Annotated in this window: 16 protein-coding genes; 10 read left to right on the top strand and 6 right to left on the bottom strand. The window is 60.1% G+C overall.

Annotated elements, in window-relative coordinates; genetic code table 11:
* Positions 1 to 95 precede the first annotated feature (95 nt).
* Positions 96 to 635, bottom strand: coding sequence for a YqiA/YcfP family alpha/beta fold hydrolase (locus tag A8B84_RS10460; RefSeq protein ID WP_064230058.1), 540 nt, complete (start codon positions 633 to 635; stop codon positions 96 to 98).
* Positions 636 to 774: 139 nt separating this feature from the next.
* On the opposite strand from A8B84_RS10460, the gene A8B84_RS10455 reads away from it, so the two are divergent.
* Entirely contained in the window at positions 775 to 1326 is a 552-nt protein-coding gene (locus tag A8B84_RS10455; RefSeq protein ID WP_082905142.1) for a glutathione peroxidase, read from the top strand.
* Here the strand turns inward: A8B84_RS10455 and A8B84_RS10450 are convergent.
* The 3 genes from A8B84_RS10450 to A8B84_RS10440 form a co-directional block, all read right to left on the bottom strand.
* Positions 1323 to 2330, bottom strand: a complete 1008-nt coding sequence (locus tag A8B84_RS10450) for an LLM class flavin-dependent oxidoreductase (protein ID WP_064229138.1) — start codon at positions 2328 to 2330, stop codon at positions 1323 to 1325. The two genes, A8B84_RS10455 and A8B84_RS10450, sit on opposite strands and share 4 nt — an antisense overlap.
* A 136-nt stretch (positions 2331 to 2466) precedes the next feature.
* Complete coding sequence (gene nadN, locus A8B84_RS10445; RefSeq protein WP_064229137.1) at positions 2467 to 4296, bottom strand: NAD nucleotidase; 1830 nt, start codon at positions 4294 to 4296, stop codon at positions 2467 to 2469.
* 121 nt (positions 4297 to 4417) lie between these two features.
* The gene (locus A8B84_RS10440; protein ID WP_064229136.1) at positions 4418 to 5074 is read right to left on the bottom strand and encodes a metallophosphatase domain-containing protein; all 657 of its coding nucleotides are present in this window, start codon (positions 5072 to 5074) and stop codon (positions 4418 to 4420) included.
* A gap of 70 nt (positions 5075 to 5144) precedes the next feature.
* Here A8B84_RS10440 and A8B84_RS10435 point away from each other — a divergent pair, with 70 nt between their 5' ends.
* Positions 5145 to 6017 carry a hypothetical protein gene (locus A8B84_RS10435; RefSeq protein WP_064229135.1) on the top strand — a complete coding sequence of 291 codons (873 nt, stop codon included), beginning with the start codon at positions 5145 to 5147 and terminating at the stop codon, positions 6015 to 6017.
* On the opposite strand, the gene A8B84_RS10430 is transcribed toward A8B84_RS10435, so the two are convergent.
* Positions 5983 to 6759, bottom strand: coding sequence for a crotonase/enoyl-CoA hydratase family protein (locus A8B84_RS10430; RefSeq protein ID WP_064229134.1), 777 nt, complete (start codon positions 6757 to 6759; stop codon positions 5983 to 5985). The two genes, A8B84_RS10435 and A8B84_RS10430, sit on opposite strands and share 35 nt — an antisense overlap.
* 75 nt (positions 6760 to 6834) lie before the next feature.
* Here A8B84_RS10430 and A8B84_RS10425 point away from each other — a divergent pair, with 75 nt between their 5' ends.
* The 4 genes from A8B84_RS10425 (at position 6835) to A8B84_RS10410 (ending at position 10762) form a co-directional block, all read left to right on the top strand.
* Positions 6835 to 8238 carry an ethanolamine ammonia-lyase subunit EutB gene (locus A8B84_RS10425; RefSeq protein ID WP_064229133.1) on the top strand — a complete coding sequence of 468 codons (1404 nt, stop codon included), beginning with the start codon at positions 6835 to 6837 and terminating at the stop codon, positions 8236 to 8238.
* The gene (gene eutC / locus A8B84_RS10420) at positions 8231 to 9061 is read left to right on the top strand and encodes an ethanolamine ammonia-lyase subunit EutC (protein WP_064229132.1); all 831 of its coding nucleotides are present in this window, start codon (positions 8231 to 8233) and stop codon (positions 9059 to 9061) included. The genes A8B84_RS10425 and eutC overlap by 8 nt, the downstream gene beginning before the upstream one ends.
* Positions 9062 to 9098: 37 nt before the next feature.
* A complete protein-coding gene (locus A8B84_RS10415) occupies positions 9099 to 9854 on the top strand; it encodes a putative 4-mercaptohistidine N1-methyltransferase (RefSeq protein WP_064229131.1) in 756 nt (251 codons plus the stop codon).
* 167 nt (positions 9855 to 10021) lie between these two features.
* Complete coding sequence (locus A8B84_RS10410) at positions 10022 to 10762, top strand: ParA family protein (protein ID WP_064229130.1); 741 nt, start codon at positions 10022 to 10024, stop codon at positions 10760 to 10762.
* A 33-nt stretch (positions 10763 to 10795) separates the two neighbouring features.
* On the opposite strand, the gene A8B84_RS10405 is transcribed toward A8B84_RS10410, so the two are convergent.
* Positions 10796 to 11572: an FCD domain-containing protein gene (locus A8B84_RS10405; protein ID WP_064229129.1), complete on the bottom strand. Its 777-nt coding sequence runs from the start codon at positions 11570 to 11572 to the stop codon at positions 10796 to 10798.
* 217 nt (positions 11573 to 11789) lie between these two features.
* Here A8B84_RS10405 and A8B84_RS10400 point away from each other — a divergent pair, with 217 nt between their 5' ends.
* From A8B84_RS10400 to A8B84_RS10385, 4 genes are read left to right on the top strand one after another with little or no spacing between them, the layout of a single operon-like run.
* Entirely contained in the window at positions 11790 to 12629 is an 840-nt protein-coding gene (locus A8B84_RS10400) for a (Fe-S)-binding protein (protein WP_064229128.1), read from the top strand.
* Positions 12626 to 14077 (top strand): LutB/LldF family L-lactate oxidation iron-sulfur protein, encoded by a 1452-nt coding sequence (locus tag A8B84_RS10395; protein WP_064229127.1) that lies wholly within the window; start codon positions 12626 to 12628, stop codon positions 14075 to 14077. Before A8B84_RS10400 ends, A8B84_RS10395 begins: the two co-directional genes overlap by 4 nt.
* A complete protein-coding gene (locus A8B84_RS10390; RefSeq protein ID WP_064229126.1) occupies positions 14074 to 14745 on the top strand; it encodes a LutC/YkgG family protein in 672 nt (223 codons plus the stop codon). Before A8B84_RS10395 ends, A8B84_RS10390 begins: the two co-directional genes overlap by 4 nt.
* Positions 14742 to 17558, top strand: a complete 2817-nt coding sequence (locus A8B84_RS10385; protein ID WP_064229125.1) for an FAD-binding and (Fe-S)-binding domain-containing protein — start codon at positions 14742 to 14744, stop codon at positions 17556 to 17558. Before A8B84_RS10390 ends, A8B84_RS10385 begins: the two co-directional genes overlap by 4 nt.

Genomic DNA, 17558 nt, shown 5'->3' with positions numbered 1-17558 from the left:
ATAAAGACTGGCAAAACAAAGTGGTTTTCGCAAGAAAATGGCCAAAACAATCATTTCAGCGAAGCTGGATTTCGCGGTTTCGCAAGTTCATGAAATCACGGTTGATTCATATCTGAAAGGCAGGTTTGAAGGAATTCGCGGAACTCGCTGACGACCCGATCAAGACTGTTTTCCAACCGGTGGCCATCGGGAAGAACCAGAATCGGAAGGCCCTGATCGCGCGCCAGATCCAGCACGGGGGCGACCGGTACCACGTCATCATCCCAACCATGGATGATCTGGCAGTGGCGGGCCTGGATAACGGGGTTGGACTGAGGATACCGGGCCATGGCGAGGGCTGGCGCCAGAATAAAACAGCCCAGAACCGGAGTTTCCGAGCAGGTCTGGGCGCACACCCAACCGCCCATGCTGGAGCCGGCCAGAATGCTGTGTGCAGGATCGGCGCCGCATTGCGCCATGGCCTCGCGCATTTGCGCCAAACGGGTAGCAGGATCCTTGCTGCTGCGGTGGTCGATCGCGTGGGCCTTGATGTTCGGGAAGGTTTCGGCCTCAGCTTTCATGGCCTGGATCTTGGTGCTGCCAGGTCCGCTTTCCAGGCCGTGGGAAAGAAAGACGTGGATCGGGATGTCGGTCATGATGTAACGGGCTCCTGCGCTGAATGCTGTTTCCTCCGGATGATGAGCAGCCGAACTGGTCCTGTCCACCCTGTTGGCTGAGCCAACGATCCGGTCGGGGCGTATTGAATAAAGTAGACTGAACAGGGAAAGCGGATCCATGAAAAAGCTGAAACAGAGTCTGATGATTCCGGCATTGGTTGTAGGCCTGATGGGTGCGCCTGTGGCGCTTGCAGACAGTTGCCCGGCGTTTCTTGATCATGACCAGCGCAAATTGCACTCCACTGATACCGTAAATCTCTGCGACCTGGCTGCCGGCAAGCCCTTGCTGGTGGTCAATACCGCCAGCCGCTGCGGTTACACGGGCCAGTTTGAGGGCCTAGAGGCTCTGCATAAACAATATTCGGAGCAGGACCTGGTTGTGGTCGGCTTTGCCAGCGACGACTTCCGGCAGGAGGCAGACTCGGAAGCCGAAGCGGCCACCGTCTGTTTCAAGAATTTCGGGGTGACCTTCACCATGATTGCCCCGGGTGCGGTCACTGGACCCGAGGCAAACCCGGTGTTTCGGGCCATCAACGAACAGAGCCAGCCGCCGCGCTGGAATTTCACCAAGTACGTGATTGATCGATCTGGCACGGTAGTGGAGTCATTCCCAAGCCGGGTTCGCCCTCAGGATCCCGAGCTGATCGATGCGGTGGAATCTGTGCTTTAAGAGACTGCCTGCCCGGCCTTTCTGGTTTGTGCAAGGATATCGAGGGCATGCCTGCGTTTCCCGGGATCGTAGATGTCCACGGTAAACATCAGTTCATCAACCTCAATGCCGGACAGAATCTGCTCAAGCTGTTGCTGGATAGCCTCAGCATTCCCAAGCAGCTGGAGTCCGAGAAAATCTTTCACGCTGGCTTTTTCGCCAGCGTTCCAGAGTCCGTCCATGGTGTTCACGGGCGGCTTCATCCAGAGCGGCTGGCCCCGGAACAGCGCGAGAATCCGCTGATAACTGGTTGTGGCCAGATGCTCGGCTTCCTGTACCGAGTCGGCGGGAACGGCTGGCAGAGCGAGCATGGCATAGGGTTTTTTGAGCTGTTCAGAAGGCTGGAAATTGTCGCGATAGACTCTCAGGGCTTCCCGATAAAGTCGGGGCGCGAAATGCCCGGCAAAGGCGTAAGGCAGGCCTCGCATCGCGGCAAGCTGGGCGCTGTAAAGACTTGAACCCAGCAGCCAGAGTGGCACGTTGGTGCCGGCGCCGGGTATGGCCTTCACGGGCTGCCCCGGCTGCAGGGGCCCGAGCAGGGACTGCAGCCGGGCGACATCCTCCGGAAACTGTTCCGCGCCCAGGCCGTCGCGCCGCAAGGCCCTCGCGGTTACCGGGTCCGTACCGGGGGCCCGGCCCAGCCCAAGATCAATCCGTCCGGGATACAGGCTCTCAAGCGTTCCGAACTGCTCGGCGATGACCAACGGCGGGTGGTTCGGGAGCATGACACCGCCGGAACCGACCCGGATGGTTTCTGTTTTTCCCGCAATATGCCCGATCAGGACTGACGTGGCGGAGCTGCTGATACCTTCCATGTTGTGGTGCTCGGCCAGCCAGAATCGCTTGAAGCCAAGGCGTTCAGCCCGTTGGGCATAGGCCACGCTGTTGGCAAGCGTAGTTCCTACCGAGTCGCCTTCGCGGACGGAGGCCAGTTCGAGCAAAGAGTAATCAGGACAGTCAGGCATGGAGCTCCCGTTGGAGAAGTGATTTCACGAGAGTGCAACGATGGCGCCGGATGGCGGGTGTTTCAAGATTAGCGGGTAAATGAGGAAAAGAAAATCCGGCGCTGATCGCCGGATTTTCTTTGTGGTCGGGTGAAGATCAGTTTGCAGGAGCAATGTAGGACTGGGTTGAGTATTCCCCAATCGCTGGCTTGCTGAGGGTGCCCTGCTCGGCAACGTAGTCCACGAACGACTGGGCGTAGTCGAGGAAGGTGTCAACTGCACGACCGTCGTCAGAAACCGTTCCGAAGGTGATGTAGCCATCGCGGCCCCCAGCGGTAAAGCTGTTGGTCACAACGTTCAAGCTTTCAGTGTCATCCAGCGGGCGCCACTGGGTTTCGTCTCGGGATTTCACCTCAATATTGAACAGACGCTCACCACTTGCACGGGTCATATCTACGTCCCACCGCAGGCCTGCCGCATAGGGATACGCGCCTGTCGATCCGTCCGGGGCATGGGCAAAATCCACCGCCTCGTTGAGTACCTGTCGAATTTCCTCACCCGTCATGGTCAGGTCAACCAGGGTGTTGGCGAAGGGAAGGAGCGTGTAGGCGTCGCCGATAGTGATATTTCCGGCGGCAATATCGGTGCGCACTCCACCTGCGTTCTGGATTGAAACGTCCGCATTCTTGCTGAGGAAAAGGAATGCCTGCGCCACCAGGTTGGCAATGTCGCCACCGCGATCATCGGTGGTGCCTTCGCAGCTGGGCAGGTTGCTTCGGCCCTGGCCCGGGATGCGTTCGAGACACAAGTCTTCGGTAGCTGTGCCGACCACCTGGTTGCGGAAGGTGTCCAGTTGGTTTGTGTAATAGGCCAGGATCTGTGAAGCCGTGGCATCCGGCTCGACGATGCTCAGCTGAGGATCTGCGGCAATGGCATCAAGAATGGCCTGGGCCTCTGTTCCTTCCGGAGTGTATTCGTCACCGTTGGCATCTTCCCGAACGATGGTGTCACCCAGAAGCAGGTGGGGCGTACCGGAGCAGGACTCAACGGTGCCATCTGCGTTCCAGGTCACGCTCAACTCGCCCACCACTCGCGAATATTGCCAGGCCTGGGCGACACAGACTCTGTCGCCATCGGCGTTGGTGCGCTCGGTCGGGTAGGGGCCACCGGCAGTCAGGCCATAATCGGCGAAATCACCCAGCAGGGTGTGCGAGTCGCCGCCAATGATGACATCGACGCCGGTCAGGTTTTCTGCCAGAACCAGATCATTGCTGAACTGGTAATGAGTCAGGAGAATGATCTTGTTGACGCCAGCGGCCTCCAGTTCATCAATCATGGCCTGGGCGGTTTCGGTTTCGTCGAGAAACTCGGTGGTGTCGGCAGGGCTGGAGCTGTTGCGGGTTTTGTTGGCAATGTCGATGCCGATGATACCAACCTGTTCACCGCCCATCTCCTTGATCGTGTAGGGCTGGATGTAATCTCCCTCAGCAAACGGAGCCAGCGGTGTACCGACCTGGGGCTTTACGTTGGCCGCCAGAACAGGTGTGTTACAGCTGCCACTGTCCAGCAGGTCCAGGAACTTTTTGAGTCCTTCGTCGCCACGGTCGAATTCGTGATTGCCCAGGGCGAAGGCATCGAAACATACCTGGTTCATCAGTTCAGCATCTGCCTCGCCCTCGAACGAAGTGAAATACAGGGTGCCGGTGATGGCGTCCCCGGCATGCAGCTTGAGAACGTTGTCCAGTTCGGCTTCGCGTTCCGCAATTTTGGCAGAAACCCTCGGGAAGCCGCCAGCGGTAAACTCTGTCTCCTGGCCGGCAATGGTCAGGGCCTGTGATCCTTCTTCCACGTTCGAGTGATGGTCATTGATATGAAGGATGTTCATGGTGAAAGCGGCGCTATCCGAACCGCTGGAATTGTCGTTATCACTGTTGCACCCGACGAGTGCAAAAACCGGGATGGCTAGCCAGGCTGTTTTACGGAACATGTCCTTACTCCTTTTCGAATTATCCCGAGAAGCATCGCTGACTTTGGTTGCAGCCCCGTGATGATTTTGTTTCGGATAAAAGAAAAGAACGAATGTTCGCCTGGCGTCGGGCGAGGCCGGATTATAGGTCGATTACAATTGGCGGGTTCAGTGGCTTGAAACTGCCATTGCAGGTGCTGGCATTCACGTGGAGGCAGTCCCCAATCTGTTCCTGACCGTAGCCCTCATGGATGTGACCGAAGATATGCAGTTTCAGGGGCAGTCTGGCCACCCGTTCAGCCAGGTGGTCGCAACCGGGGCGAACGATGCCGGAGGGTGAGATAATTTTGTCCAGAATGCCGGCGGGAGGGCCGTGGGTGATCAACACATCGGTGTCTTCGGGGATTTGTGCCCACCGCTCGGCGAGGGCATCACCCCGTTCCAGATTGAACGCCCAATTGAAGAACGTCGGTGTCCAAGGGCTGCCCCAGAACTTGAGACCTTCGAGTTCCACCGGGCTGTCCTGCAGGTAATGGGCGTGGCGGACCAGTTCCCGGGCCTCGGCCGGCTCATCCTGAAAGCACCAGTCGTGGTTGCCGGCAATCAGAATCTTGTGGCGGTGCGGAAGTTCAGCGAACCAGAGATCCAGATCTTCCAGTTCGTCCAGGGTACCGACACCCAGGCAGTCGCCGGCGTGGATCAGCAGGTCACCCTCGGGCACCTCAATCTGGCGGTGCATGCTGTGGGTGTCGGAGATGCAGACAATTCTCATGGTGTTGGCGGTTCCGGTCAGTGGCATTCGCGCATTTTTGTTTTTTCTACGATAGCATTTACCGCCCGTTCAGCCTTCATGCTTTTCGAGTGATGCCATGCGACTGATTCTGAGCCGGAAGGGATTCGATTCTTCCGCCGGCGGTTGTCCCAGCCCGGTGCTACCGGACGACGCCCTGTGTGTGTTGCCGATTCCGGACTCCCAGTCCCGAATCCGCTATGACGATGTCCTGTTCGAAAAGCGCAGGTTGGGCAAGATCGCCCGGGATCTCTCCGGTGGCCGAATTCGTGGCGGCCATGGCGCCCACCTGGACCCGGATCTGATGGCTGATGCCTACCCGCGAGAAGAGGGCTGGCGACCGGTTTTGGGCCAGACCGGTTCGGCGCAGGGGCATTTGCGCAATCAGGGAGTTGAGCCCGGAGATCTGTTCCTGTTCTTCGGGGTTTTCCGCCGCGCTGAAATGCATAACCGGCGCTGGCGGTTTGTGCCCGGATCACGACCGTTCCATGCCATCTGGGGCTGGCTGCATGTGGGCCAGATCCACGCCATTGACAAGTTGGCGCCCGGCGCCTTGCCCTGGGCCCGATACCATCCCCACTTCCATGGTCAGCCGGACGCGGGCAACACGCTTTATGAGTCCTCCCATGCCTGCCAGTTGCCAACCGGCGCGGAGGTCTTTGCCGGTAGTGGTGTGTTCCCGAAACTGCGGGATGAGTTGGTCCTGACCGATCCGCAAAGCCGGCTGCCCACCCGGTGGCGTCTGCCCGCCGCGTTTTATCCGGGCGAGGACCGTCCGCCCCTGAGTTATCACACCAAGCCGGACCGCTGGTATCTGGAACCGCCTTGGTGTTATCTGACCTGTGCCGCTCGGGGGCAGGAATTCGTGCTGGATCTGGACGCTTATTCTCACCTGACCGATTGGCTCTCGGGCCTGCTCAGAACTGGCCGTGACGGCCAGCTCCCTCCTTGAATTTTCGGGCCCCGGTGATAGCTTCTTCGAAAACCACCGGGTAGCCGGCAGCCCCCTCGGCTTCCAGGGCTTGTTTGTTATCAAGATCCCATTGATGAATGGCGGACGCCCTGTCGGCCCGAAGGCACCGCTGGGGAAATCCGGCAATGTTCGCCGCCAGTTCCTGCGCTTCCTGCAGTGCTGTCCCGTCGGGCACCACCCGGTTTGCCAGTCCCATCCCCAGGGCTTCCTCGGCGTTGACGGGGCGGCCGGTCAGAATCATGTCCATGGCCCGGCCATGGCCGACAATGCGGGGCAACCGCACGGTACCGCCGTCGATCAGGGGGACGCCCCAGCGTCGGCAGAAGACGCCAAACACCGCGGAAGCTTCCGCTACCCGCATGTCGCACATCAGTGCCAGCTCCAGGCCTCCGGCCACGGCGTACCCTGAAACAGCCGCAATGACAGGTTTGGAAAAGTGCATGCGCGTCGGGCCCATCGGGCCGTGACCCGTGCCGTGGGGATCAATCCGGTTCCGCCGCTGTTCATCGCCGATGGCCTCCAGATCAGCGCCGGAACAGAAATTGCCCCCGGCGCCATAAAGGACCGCCACCTTGAGGGCATCGTTTTCTTCAAACTCGGTGAATGCCCGGCGCAGGGCATCGGCCGTGGGGCCGTCGACGGCGTTGCGCCTGTCTGGTCGGTTGAGGGTGATGGTGCAAATGCCATCGTTGATGCTGGTCAGAACCGCTTTTTCGGTCATCGCATTATCCTGCCGTTGATCTGTCTCGGTGATATTCACCTAAGATAGTAGAACAACGGTCTCAGGGAGAGGGCAATGTATCGGTACAGTCTGGGTGAACGGCGATGGCAGTTCGCAACGCTGGCGGAATTGATGGCCAAAGCCACTCCGGCGCGCTCCGGTGATCGCCTGGCGGGTGTCATCGCACACACCGCCGAGGAACGGGTGGTGGCCCAGATGGCCCTCGCGGACTTGCCCCTGAAAACTTTTCTGAACGAAGCGCTTATCCCCTACGAGCAGGATGAAGTCACCCGTCTGATTCTGGACGATCATGATCCCGGGGCGTTCGAGCCGGTTGCCCATCTTACCGTCGGGGATTTCCGGAACTGGCTGCTCAGCGACCTTGCCACGCCGGAGATGCTCGCTAGCGTCCGGGCCGGCATTACTCCGGAGATGGCCGCGGCTGTGTCCAAGATCATGCGCAACCAGGACCTGATTCTGGTGGCGGCCAAATGCCGGGTCCAGACCGCATTTCGCAGCACCATAGGCCTGCCCGGCCGGATGTCGACCCGGCTCCAGCCCAACCATCCGACCGACGATATTACCGGCATTGCAGCCAGCATCCTGGACGGTTTGCTGTATGGCAGTGGCGATGCAGTGATCGGGATCAACCCGGCCACGGACAACGTGGCCCAGAGTGTGCGGCTGTTGCGACTGATGGATGAGGTGATCCGAAAATACGAGATTCCCACCCAGTCCTGTGTGCTCACCCACGTAACCAATACCCTGGAAGCCATCGAACAGAAGGCGCCTGTGGATCTGGTGTTCCAGTCCATAGGCGGTACCGAGGCGACTAACCGCAGTTTCGGGTTTGACCTGGCCACTCTGGCCGAGGCACGGGATGCGGCGCTCTCGCTGAATCGGGGTACCGTTGGTCAGAACGTGATGTATTTTGAGACCGGCCAGGGCAGCTCGCTGTCGGCCGATGCCCATCACGGTGTGGACCAGCAGACTTGCGAGGCCAGGGCGTACGCAGTGGCGCGCAAGTTCGAGCCGCTTCTGGTGAACACGGTGGTCGGGTTTATCGGCCCGGAATACCTGTTTGATGGCAAGGAAATTACCCGGGCCGGGCTGGAGGACCATTTCTGCGGCAAGTTGCTGGGCCTGCCCATGGGGTGCGATATCTGTTACACCAACCACGCCGAGGCCGATCAGAACGATATGGACAACCTGCTCACCCTGCTGGGCGTGGCCGGCTGTCATTTCATCATGGGTATACCCGGCTCGGACGACATCATGCTGAACTATCAGACCACCTCGTTTCACGATGCACTGTATCTGCGCCGCGTTCTGGACAAGCGACCGGCACCGGAATTCGAGCAGTGGCTGACCAGGATGCAGATTTTCCGGGATACCGAAGGCAAGGTGCCCGCAGATGCTTTGCCGGACGCCTTCCGGGAAAGCCTGGCCCGGTTACCGGAGGGCCAGAACAATGCCTGAGCGTAAGCCGGTTGTCACCGAGAATCCCTGGCGCCCGCTGTCGGCCTGGACCGATGCCCGGATTGGACTTGGCCGGGCAGGCATCAGCCTGCCCACGCGGGAGATGCTGGCGTTTCAGCTGGCCCATGCCCAGGCCCGCGATGCCGTGCACCTGCCGCTGGACACGGATCGGCTGATGGCTGGTCTGGAAGAACTGACCGGGAGCAGGAAAACGCTTTTACGACACGATCCGGTTCACCTGCAAAGCCAGGCCTGCGACCGAATCACGTATCTTCAGCGCCCCGATCTTGGCCGCAGACTCAGTAGCCAGTCATCTGAGGAGCTGGATCGGCGGGGCCACACCGGTGCTTCACCCGCTGATCTGGCTTTGGTGATCGCAGACGGACTCTCTTCCTATGGAGTTCAGCAAAACGCCATTGCCTTTCTGGAGGCCCTGCTGACGGACATCGAAGCCGATGATCAGTCCTGGGAACTGGCCCCGCTGGTTGTTGTCTCTCAGGGACGGGTTGCGATCGGGGATGATGTTGGCCACCGCCTCAACGCCCGTTGCGTGGTGGTGCTGATTGGCGAGCGCCCGGGCCTGAGCTCTCCGGATAGTCTGGGACTTTACCTGACCTGGCAGCCAGGACCAGGGCTGACCGATGCCAGCCGAAATTGCATATCGAATATCCGGCTGGCGGGACTGTCATGGGGGGAGGCGAGCAGGCGTCTGATGTACCTGCTCAGGGAAGCGCGCCGACAGAAGGTTTCCGGGGTGCCGCTCAAGGACCGGTCGGAAGAGACCGTTATTGAACAGGGTATTGGCAACTTCCTGTTACGCTAGAGGTAGCCGTTGAACCATTCAGGTCAGGAGAATTCCATTGCAGCAAGCCGCGTATTATGAGAACGACACCACCCTCGCCCAATATCTGGAATTTCACTTTGGCGAACGGTGGCATGGTGAGGCCAACTTCCCCAAGGCGTTGGCGGATGCCGCCATGCACGCCATGGATGGCCGGCCCCTGGATCGTGCGCTGGATATTGGCTGCGCCGTTGGCCGAACCAGCTTTGAGCTGGCCCGGCATTTCCGGCATGTGGACGGCATCGATTTTTCCAACGCGTTCGTCAACAAGTGCCAGGAAGTGGCCCGGGACAAACGCGTGCGTTATGCCCGTCCAGAAGAGGGCGAGCTCGTGACCTTCCAGGACCAGAGCCTCGCGTCCATCGGGCTGGAAGAGGCCGCTGACCGTGTGGCCTTTCACCAGGGCGATGCCTGCGATCTGCCATCGCAGTTCACCGGGTATGATCTGATACTCGCGGGAAACCTGATCGATCGGCTGTACCAGCCATCGCTGTTTCTGGAGACCATCCATGAGCGGATCAACGAGCTCGGGCTTCTGGTGATTGCCTCACCTTATACCTGGCTGGAGGAGTACACGCCGAAGGAACACTGGGTTGGCGGGTTCAAGAAGGACGGTGAAGATTTCTCGACGTTCGACGGCCTCAAGGAAATGCTGGCGCCCCATTTCCGGCTGTTGTTTGAACCCTGGAGCCTGCCGTTTGTCATCAGGGAGACAAGGAACAAGTTCCAGCACAGCTTCTCCGAGCTGACAGTCTGGGAGAAAGTAAGTCAGTAAGGATGCGAAAATTTTGAGGACGGCCTGGAGGCTGTCATCAAACTGTCACCGGAAGAGCTTAGCCTGAGAACTCATCAGGACGACATGCATTGTGTTGTGCATCGTGTGAATGCTTTAACCGGGGACTTCCCCGGTTTTTTTATGCCTGGAGAAAAGGATCTGACAGGATGAGGACCATAGCGTTTTACAGTCTGAAGGGCGGTGTTGGTAAAACCGCCGCTGCCGTGAACATCGCCTATCTGGCGAGCCAGGCCGGGTATCCAACCTTGCTGTGGGATCTGGACCCCCAGGGTGCTTCCAGCTGGTATCTGGCCGGTGCTGACGAGGTGAAAGGGCACAAGTTATCGCAGTTGCTCAAGGGTAAGACGCCCATCGCCGAATTCATTCACGAGAGCGACTACGAAAACCTGGATTTCATCCCGTCCCACACCAGTTTCCGTAATCTCGATGTGAAACTGGACCAGGAGGATGGCAGCAATCTGATCAAGCAGTGGCTGGCGCCGCTGTCCGAAGAAACCAGCCTGGTGATACTGGATTGCCCGCCTTCGCTGTCTCGCCTTTCCGAACAGGTTCTGAAAGCGGCAGACGAGGTGTTTGTGCCGGTGATTCCCACCTGGCTGTCCCTGAACAGCTGGAAGCAGTTGCTGGAGTTCGCCAAGGACAAGAAGCTGAAGCCGGGCAAGCTGCACCCGTTTTATTCCATGGCAGACCGCCGGAAGGGTCTTCATCGGGAGCTGATTAACGCGCAGGATGAAATCCTGCCCAAAGGCCTGAAGACCATCATCCCGAACGCCAGTGTGGTGGAGAAGATGGGTGAGGAAGGCACACCGGTGGAGCTGCTGGCGCCCAGCTCGGTGGCCGCCGATGCCTATCGCAGGTTATGGAAGGAGATCAATCGACTGCTCTGAGACCCTGATCGCTTCCTTCCAGGATCGAGCAAGTCAGGATCGTGCGAGCTTGTCCCTCCGCAGGGATCGTTCCAGTCGGCGGTGACTCTCACTGCGCTCTGAAAGCACCTGCTGGACATACTGGATGTGCTTGCCGGCCAGCTCCCGGGCCTCCTCGGCCCGTCCTTCGGTGATGGCTTCGTACAGCATCCGGTGCTGTTCCACCAGCCCCTGCCGGGTTTCCGCCTCTCTTCGATACATGCCGCCGATGTTGGTAACCACGTTGCTTTTCAGCATGTTGAACAGGTTTCGGATGGTGTGCAGAAGAATGACGTTGTGGCTGGCTTCGGCAATCGCCAGATGAAAGCGGGCATCGGCGGCGCCCTCGGCTTCCAGATCCCGATCTCTATCTTTGCTATAGCAGGCCTGAAGCGCCTCATAGGCGGTTTTCAGGTGTGCCCTGTCGACCTCCGTCGCGCGTAGGGCTGCGTAATAGGCGCAGTCTGCCTCCAGTGTTCGGCGAAATTCCAGCAGATCCCGCTGTGCGTCTGGCCGGTTTTCAAGCAGAGGAATCAGCGGATCGCTGAAACTGCCACCGAGGGATTCGGTGACATAGTTGCCGCCGCCCTGACGGCTGATCAAAAGGCCTTTGGCGGTCAGCCGCTGAATGGCCTCCCGCAGGGAAGGGCGGGACACCCCGAACTGCTCTGACAAAACCCGTTCCGGGGGAAGCCTCTCGCCCGGTTGCAGGGCGCCTTCCAGAATCATGGTTTCCAGCTGTTCCACGATGGTGTCCGCGAGTCTGCGAGGCGCGATATGCCCGACGTCCATAAGAAAGAATTTCCTGTCTCAGAATTTATTGGTAATACCAATAACACAGAGCAAGTCCGAGGCCAAGCGCCGACGTATTTTCGATGCTCAGAGTGAAGTCCTCCGTTAAAAATTTTGACATCGGCAGCCGGTCTCGAATACCTTGGTTATTATGTAATGTCAATTGGTATTACCAAATTAAAGTTTGTCTGTCTGAGACTGTCTTGAGGCGCAATCAATGAGCCAGCTGTTTTACGATGCCGCCCCCAATGCCACCCGGGTATCGCCCGAACGGGAACCGGACCGGCAGTACCCGGAGAAGCCGGAAGCGGTCACGCTGTTCGGTACGTGCGTGGTGGATCTGTTCTTCCCGGAAGCCGGGCTGGACGCCATCCGTCTGCTGGAGCGGGAAGGTGTGCGCGTGAATTTCCCACAGGAGCAGAGCTGTTGCGGGCAACCCGCCTGGACCTCGGGGTACCGGGATGAGGCCAAAGCCGTGGCCCGCGCCCAGCTGGATATCCTCGATCGATCGGGTCTGCCGGTAGTGGTGCCGTCCGGTTCCTGTGCCGGTATGTTCCGGCATCACTACCGGGTACTGTTTGCCGACGAGCCCGGCACGCTCAGGCGGGTGGAAGCGCTGGCCGAGCGCACCTTTGAGCTGACCGAATTCCTGCTGAAAGTCTGCAAGGTGCAGCTGGCAGACCGGGGCGCGCCCAGCAAGATCGCCCTGCACACCTCCTGCTCTGCGCGCCGGGAAATGAACACCCACCTCCATGCCCGCGAGCTTCTGCAACAGCTTGAAGGGGTCGAGCGCGTCGATCACGACCATGAAAGCGAATGCTGCGGCTTTGGCGGCACTTTCTCGGTGCGTATGCCGGAAGTCTCGGGGGCCATGGTCAAAGACAAGACCCGCTCGCTGATGGACTCCGGTGCGGTGGAAATGGTCACCGCCGATGGTGGCTGTCTGATGAACATCAACGGTTCCCTGGAGAAACAGAAAGAGAGCTTCCGGGGTCGGCATCTGGCCAGTTTCCTCTGGGAGCGGATCAATGGTGCCAGTGCAGGGGAGGTGGTATGAGCCAGCGTATTCCGGTTACCGAACTGACCCCGGATTTCCGGGGCCGCGCCGAAGAAGCCCTTGCGGACGGGCAGCTGCGCAACAATTTCCGGGTGGCAATGGACTCGCTGATGACCAAGCGGGCCAACGCTTTTCCGGACGCCGACGAACGCGAAGGCCTGCGGGAGTTGGGGAATCGTATCAAGGCTGGTGCGTTGTCCCGTCTGCCAGACTTGCTGGAGCAGCTTGAACAGAAGCTCACTGAAAATGGCGTCAAGGTTCACTGGGCGGAGACCGTCGAGGAAGCCAACAACCTGGTGCACGGCATCATCGAAGCCCGCAAGGGCAGCCAGGTGGTGAAAGGTAAGTCCATGGTCAGCGAAGAGATGGAGATGAACGACTACCTGGCGGAGCGGGGCATTGAATGCCTGGAATCCGACATGGGTGAGTACATTGTCCAGCTTGATAACGAAAAGCCCTCCCACATCATCATGCCGGCGATTCACAAGAACGCCCGGCAGGTGTCGAAGCTGTTCCACGACAAGCTGGGGGAGCCGGAGACCGAAGACGTCAATCAGCTGATCCGGATCGGTCGGCGGACCCTGCGACGGAAATTCATGGAAGCGGATGTGGGTGTTTCCGGAGTGAACTTCGCGGTCGCCGAAACCGGCACCTTGCTGCTGGTGGAAAACGAGGGTAACGGGCGCATGAGCACCACGGCGCCACCGGTGCATATTGCGGTAACGGGCATCGAAAAAGTGGTGCCGAACCTGAGGGATGTGGTGCCACTGGTGTCCTTGCTGACCCGTTCGGCCCTTGGTCAGCCCATTACCACCTACGTGAACCTGATTTCCGGCCCCCGCAAGCCCGACGAACTGGACGGCCCTGAAGAGGTGCACCTGGTACTGCTGGATAATGGCCGCACCGGCGCCTTTGCCGATGCCCAGATGCGCCAGACACTGAATTGCATCCGGTGCGGCGCCTGTATGAACCACTGCCCGGTGTATACCCGGGTGGGTGGCCACACCTACGGCGAGGTCTACCCCGGCCCTATCGGCAAGATCATCACGCCGCACATGGCGGGGCTGGACAAGGTGCCGGACCACCCAAGCGCCTCCTCTCTGTGTGGAGCCTGCGGTGACGTGTGCCCGGTGAAAATACCGATCCCCGAATTGTTGCAACGCTTGCGCCAGGAAAATGTGAAGGATCCGGAGCAGCCGCAGCAGGTGAAAGGTGGCGGCGCCAAGTATTCCCGGACGGAACGTTGGATCTGGCGTGGCTGGCAGATGCTCAACACCCGGCCGGCGCTGTATCGCAGTTTTCTCTGGGCCGCGACCCGCTTCCGGGCGCTGGCCCCGAAAAAGGCTGGCCCCTGGACCGAGAATCACAGCGCACCGGTGCCCGCCCGCCGTTCCCTGCATGATCTGGCGGCCAGGCATCTTGATCAGAACGGAGGTCGGTCCTCATGAGCGCCCGCGGTAATATTCTTGGTAAGTTGAGAGACAGCCTTGCCGGCACAACACCCCGCCCTGACGAGTTCGACGAGCAGCTGGTGACCAGGCCCTGGCGCTATGCGCCGGGAGACCGGCTAGCCCGGTTGCGCAGCCTCATGGAAGCGGTTCACACTGAAGTGCATCAGTGCCGTTCTGACAACTGGCCGGAATTGGTGGCCGAACTTCTGAACAAACGCAACCTCGCCAACCTGTTGTTCGCGCCGGCGAAAGAACATGGCCGGGCGCTGCAGGCTTACTTCGAGGCCACGGAGCAGAACGTCGAGTTACTGGCTTATGATCAGCCGGTGGAAGCCTGGAAAGAAGAATTGTTCTGGAATGTGGAGGCCAGCCTGACCGGCACCCTGGGTGGGATCGCCGCCACCGGCACGGTCGTGCTCTGGCCGGATCGCTACGAACCGCGGCTGATGAGTCTGGTGCCGCCGGTACACATTGCCCTGCTCAAGGCCAGCGAGATTCACGACAATCTGTATGACATGATGGTGGCTCAGGACTGGGCGGCCGGGCTGCCCACAAATGTCTTGCTGGTGTCCGGCCCGTCCAAGACCGCAGACATCGAGCAGGTGCTGGCCTACGGTGCCCACGGCCCCCGTGAGCTCATTGTGCTGGTTCTGGAGGACGCATGAGTTTTACTGCAACGGTATTGGCTGAAATCCGGCAACGGATTCCCGAAAACCGGGTCTTTAACGATCCGGTGTCCACCCTTGCGTTCGGAACCGACGCCAGTTTTTACCGGCTGATTCCCAAGGTGGTGGTGCGGGTTCAGGATGAGGCAGAGGTTGTCGATCTTCTGGCCATCGCCCGCAACCATAAGGTGCCGGTGACTTTCCGGGCCGCCGGAACCAGCCTGTCTGGCCAGGCCATCAGCGACTCGATCCTGATCGTCCTGGGCGACCAGTGGAACGGGCACGACATCCGCGCCGAAGGCCGCCAGATTCGTCTGCAACCCGGCGTGATCGGCGCCCAGGCCAACGCCTGGCTGGCGCCACGGGGTTACAAGATCGGTCCCGATCCGGCGTCCATCAACGCCTGCAAGATCGGTGGCATTGTTGCCAATAACGCCAGTGGCATGTGCTGCGGTACCGCCCAGAACAGCTATCACACCCTGGCCGGCATGCGCCTGGTTCTGGCGGATGGGGCCGTGCTGGACACCGAGGACCCGGCGAGCGTCTCGGCGTTTCGCAACAGCCACGGTGATTTGCTCGCGGCCCTGAAAAAGCTGGCCATTAACACCCGGGAGAATCCGGAGCTGGCGGAGCGCATTCGCCATAAATACCGGCTGAAGAACACCACCGGGTTATCCCTGAACGCCCTGGTGGATTTTACCTGTCCTCTCGAGATTCTCACGCACCTGATGGTGGGCTCCGAGGGCACCCTGGGTTTTGTCAGCGCAGTGACCTACAACACCGTACCTGAGTACCCCGACAAGGCCACGGCCCTGCTGGTGTTTCGGGATGCGGAGAGCTGCTGCAGGGCGGCGTCGGTGCTGCGTTCACAACCGGTCGCGGCCGTGGAGTTGCTGGACCGTCGCAGCCTGCGCTCGGTTCAGGACAAGCCCGGCCTGCCGGACTGGATTCATGATGTCTCGGAGAATGCCTGCGCGTTGCTTGTGGAGACCCGGGCGTCATCTTCGGAGATTCTGGATGAACAGCTGACCCGAATCAGGCAGGCCCTCGCTGAGTTCCCACTGGAGCAGCAGGTCGATTTCACCCGCGACGCCAAAGTGTCTGATCAACTGTGGGCCATTCGTAAGGGCACGTTCCCCGCCGTGGGTGCGGTGCGACCGAACGGTACGACCGTGATCATCGAGGATGTGACCTTCCCGATTGATCAGCTATCCGAGGGGGTCACCCGCCTCCAGTCGCTGTTCGTGAAGCATGGCTATGACGACGCGATCATCTTTGGCCACGCCCTGGAGGGCAACCTGCATTTTGTGTTTCCCCAGGGCTTTGACGACCCCGCGGAAGTCGCTCGCTACGAAGCCTTCATGCAGGATGTGGCACAACTCGTTGCCGTGGAATTCGGCGGTTCTCTGAAAGCGGAACATGGCACCGGTCGCAACATGGCGCCCTTCGTGGAGCTGGAATGGGGGCATGATGCCTGGCAGCTGATGTGGCAGATCAAGCGACTGCTGGACCCTGAGAACCTGCTCAATCCGGACGTGGTGCTCTCGGAAGATCCACAGATCCATCTCAAGAACCTGAAGCCACTGCCCGAGGCCGATCCACTGGTGGACAAGTGCATTGAATGTGGTTTCTGCGAGCCGGTGTGTCCGTCGGAGGGGCTGACTCTGTCGCCGCGCCAGCGCATCGTGATCTGGCGGGACATCCAGGCCCGCCGACGTGCCGGTGAAGACACTGCCGAACTGGAAAAAGCCTATCAGTACCACGGCCTGGATACCTGTGCCGCGACCGGCCTCTGCGCCCAGCGATGCCCGGTGGGCATCAATACCGGTGATTTGGTGCGCAAGCTGCGCAGCGAGAAGGCCACCGGCCAGTCTGTGGCCAATCAGCTGGCGAAGCATTTTGCCGGCGCTTTGAAAGCGACCCGTTTTGTTCTGGCCGGCGCATCCACGGCGGAAAGACTGCTGGGCGCGCCGCTGCTGACCCGCCTCAGTGCTGGCGTTCGCAAGGTGTCTGGTGGTCGGGTGGCCCAGTGGGATCCGAGCCTGCCCCAGCCGGTGCGTTTTGTTTCGCCCGCGGCGCAGGATCCGTCAGATGGTCGGCCCCGGGTGGTTTATCTGGCTGCCTGTGTGTCCCGGACCATGGGTCCGGCGCGGGGCGATAAGGCACAGGAGCCGCTGATTGATGTCACCCGGCGGTTGCTGGAGAAGGGCGGATACCAGGTGGTGTATCCGGAGGCGTTGGACAGCCTGTGTTGTGGCCAGCCGTTCGCCTCCAAAGGCTATCCGGACCAGGCGGCGACCAAGAAAGACGAACTGATTTCGGCGCTGTTGCGGGCCAGCCGCAATGGCGTCGATCCGATTTACTGCGACACCAGCCCCTGCACCCTGCAGATCCGCGAAGCCGCCGAAGAGGCCGGCCTGAAGCTGTTTGATCCGGTCCGGTTCATTCGCGATCATCTCTACGAGCGTCTGGATTTCGAGCCGGAGCAGACCCCGCTGGCGGTGCACGTCACCTGCAGTACCCAGCACCTGGGTGAGTCGGACGGGCTGATCGATGTCGCCCGGCGTTGCAGCATTCAGGTGGTGGTACCCGAGGGCATCCATTGTTGTGGCTTTGCCGGGGATAAAGGCTTCAACGTGCCCGAGCTCAACGCCCATTCTCTGAAAACACTGGCAGATCAGACGGCCGGCTGTGAGGAAGGCATATCCACCAGCCGTACCTGCGAGATCGGGCTCAGCCGGCACAGCGGTATTGACTACCACGGCCTGGTATATCTGGTGGATCGGGTGACCAGGCCGAAAGCCGTTCCGTAG

It is taken from the genome of Marinobacter sp. EhC06, assembly GCF_001650915.1.
Lineage (GTDB): Bacteria > Pseudomonadota > Gammaproteobacteria > Pseudomonadales > Oleiphilaceae > Marinobacter.
Note: the sequence above shows the minus strand (reverse complement) of the source record. Positions and strands in the feature narration are given on the sequence as shown.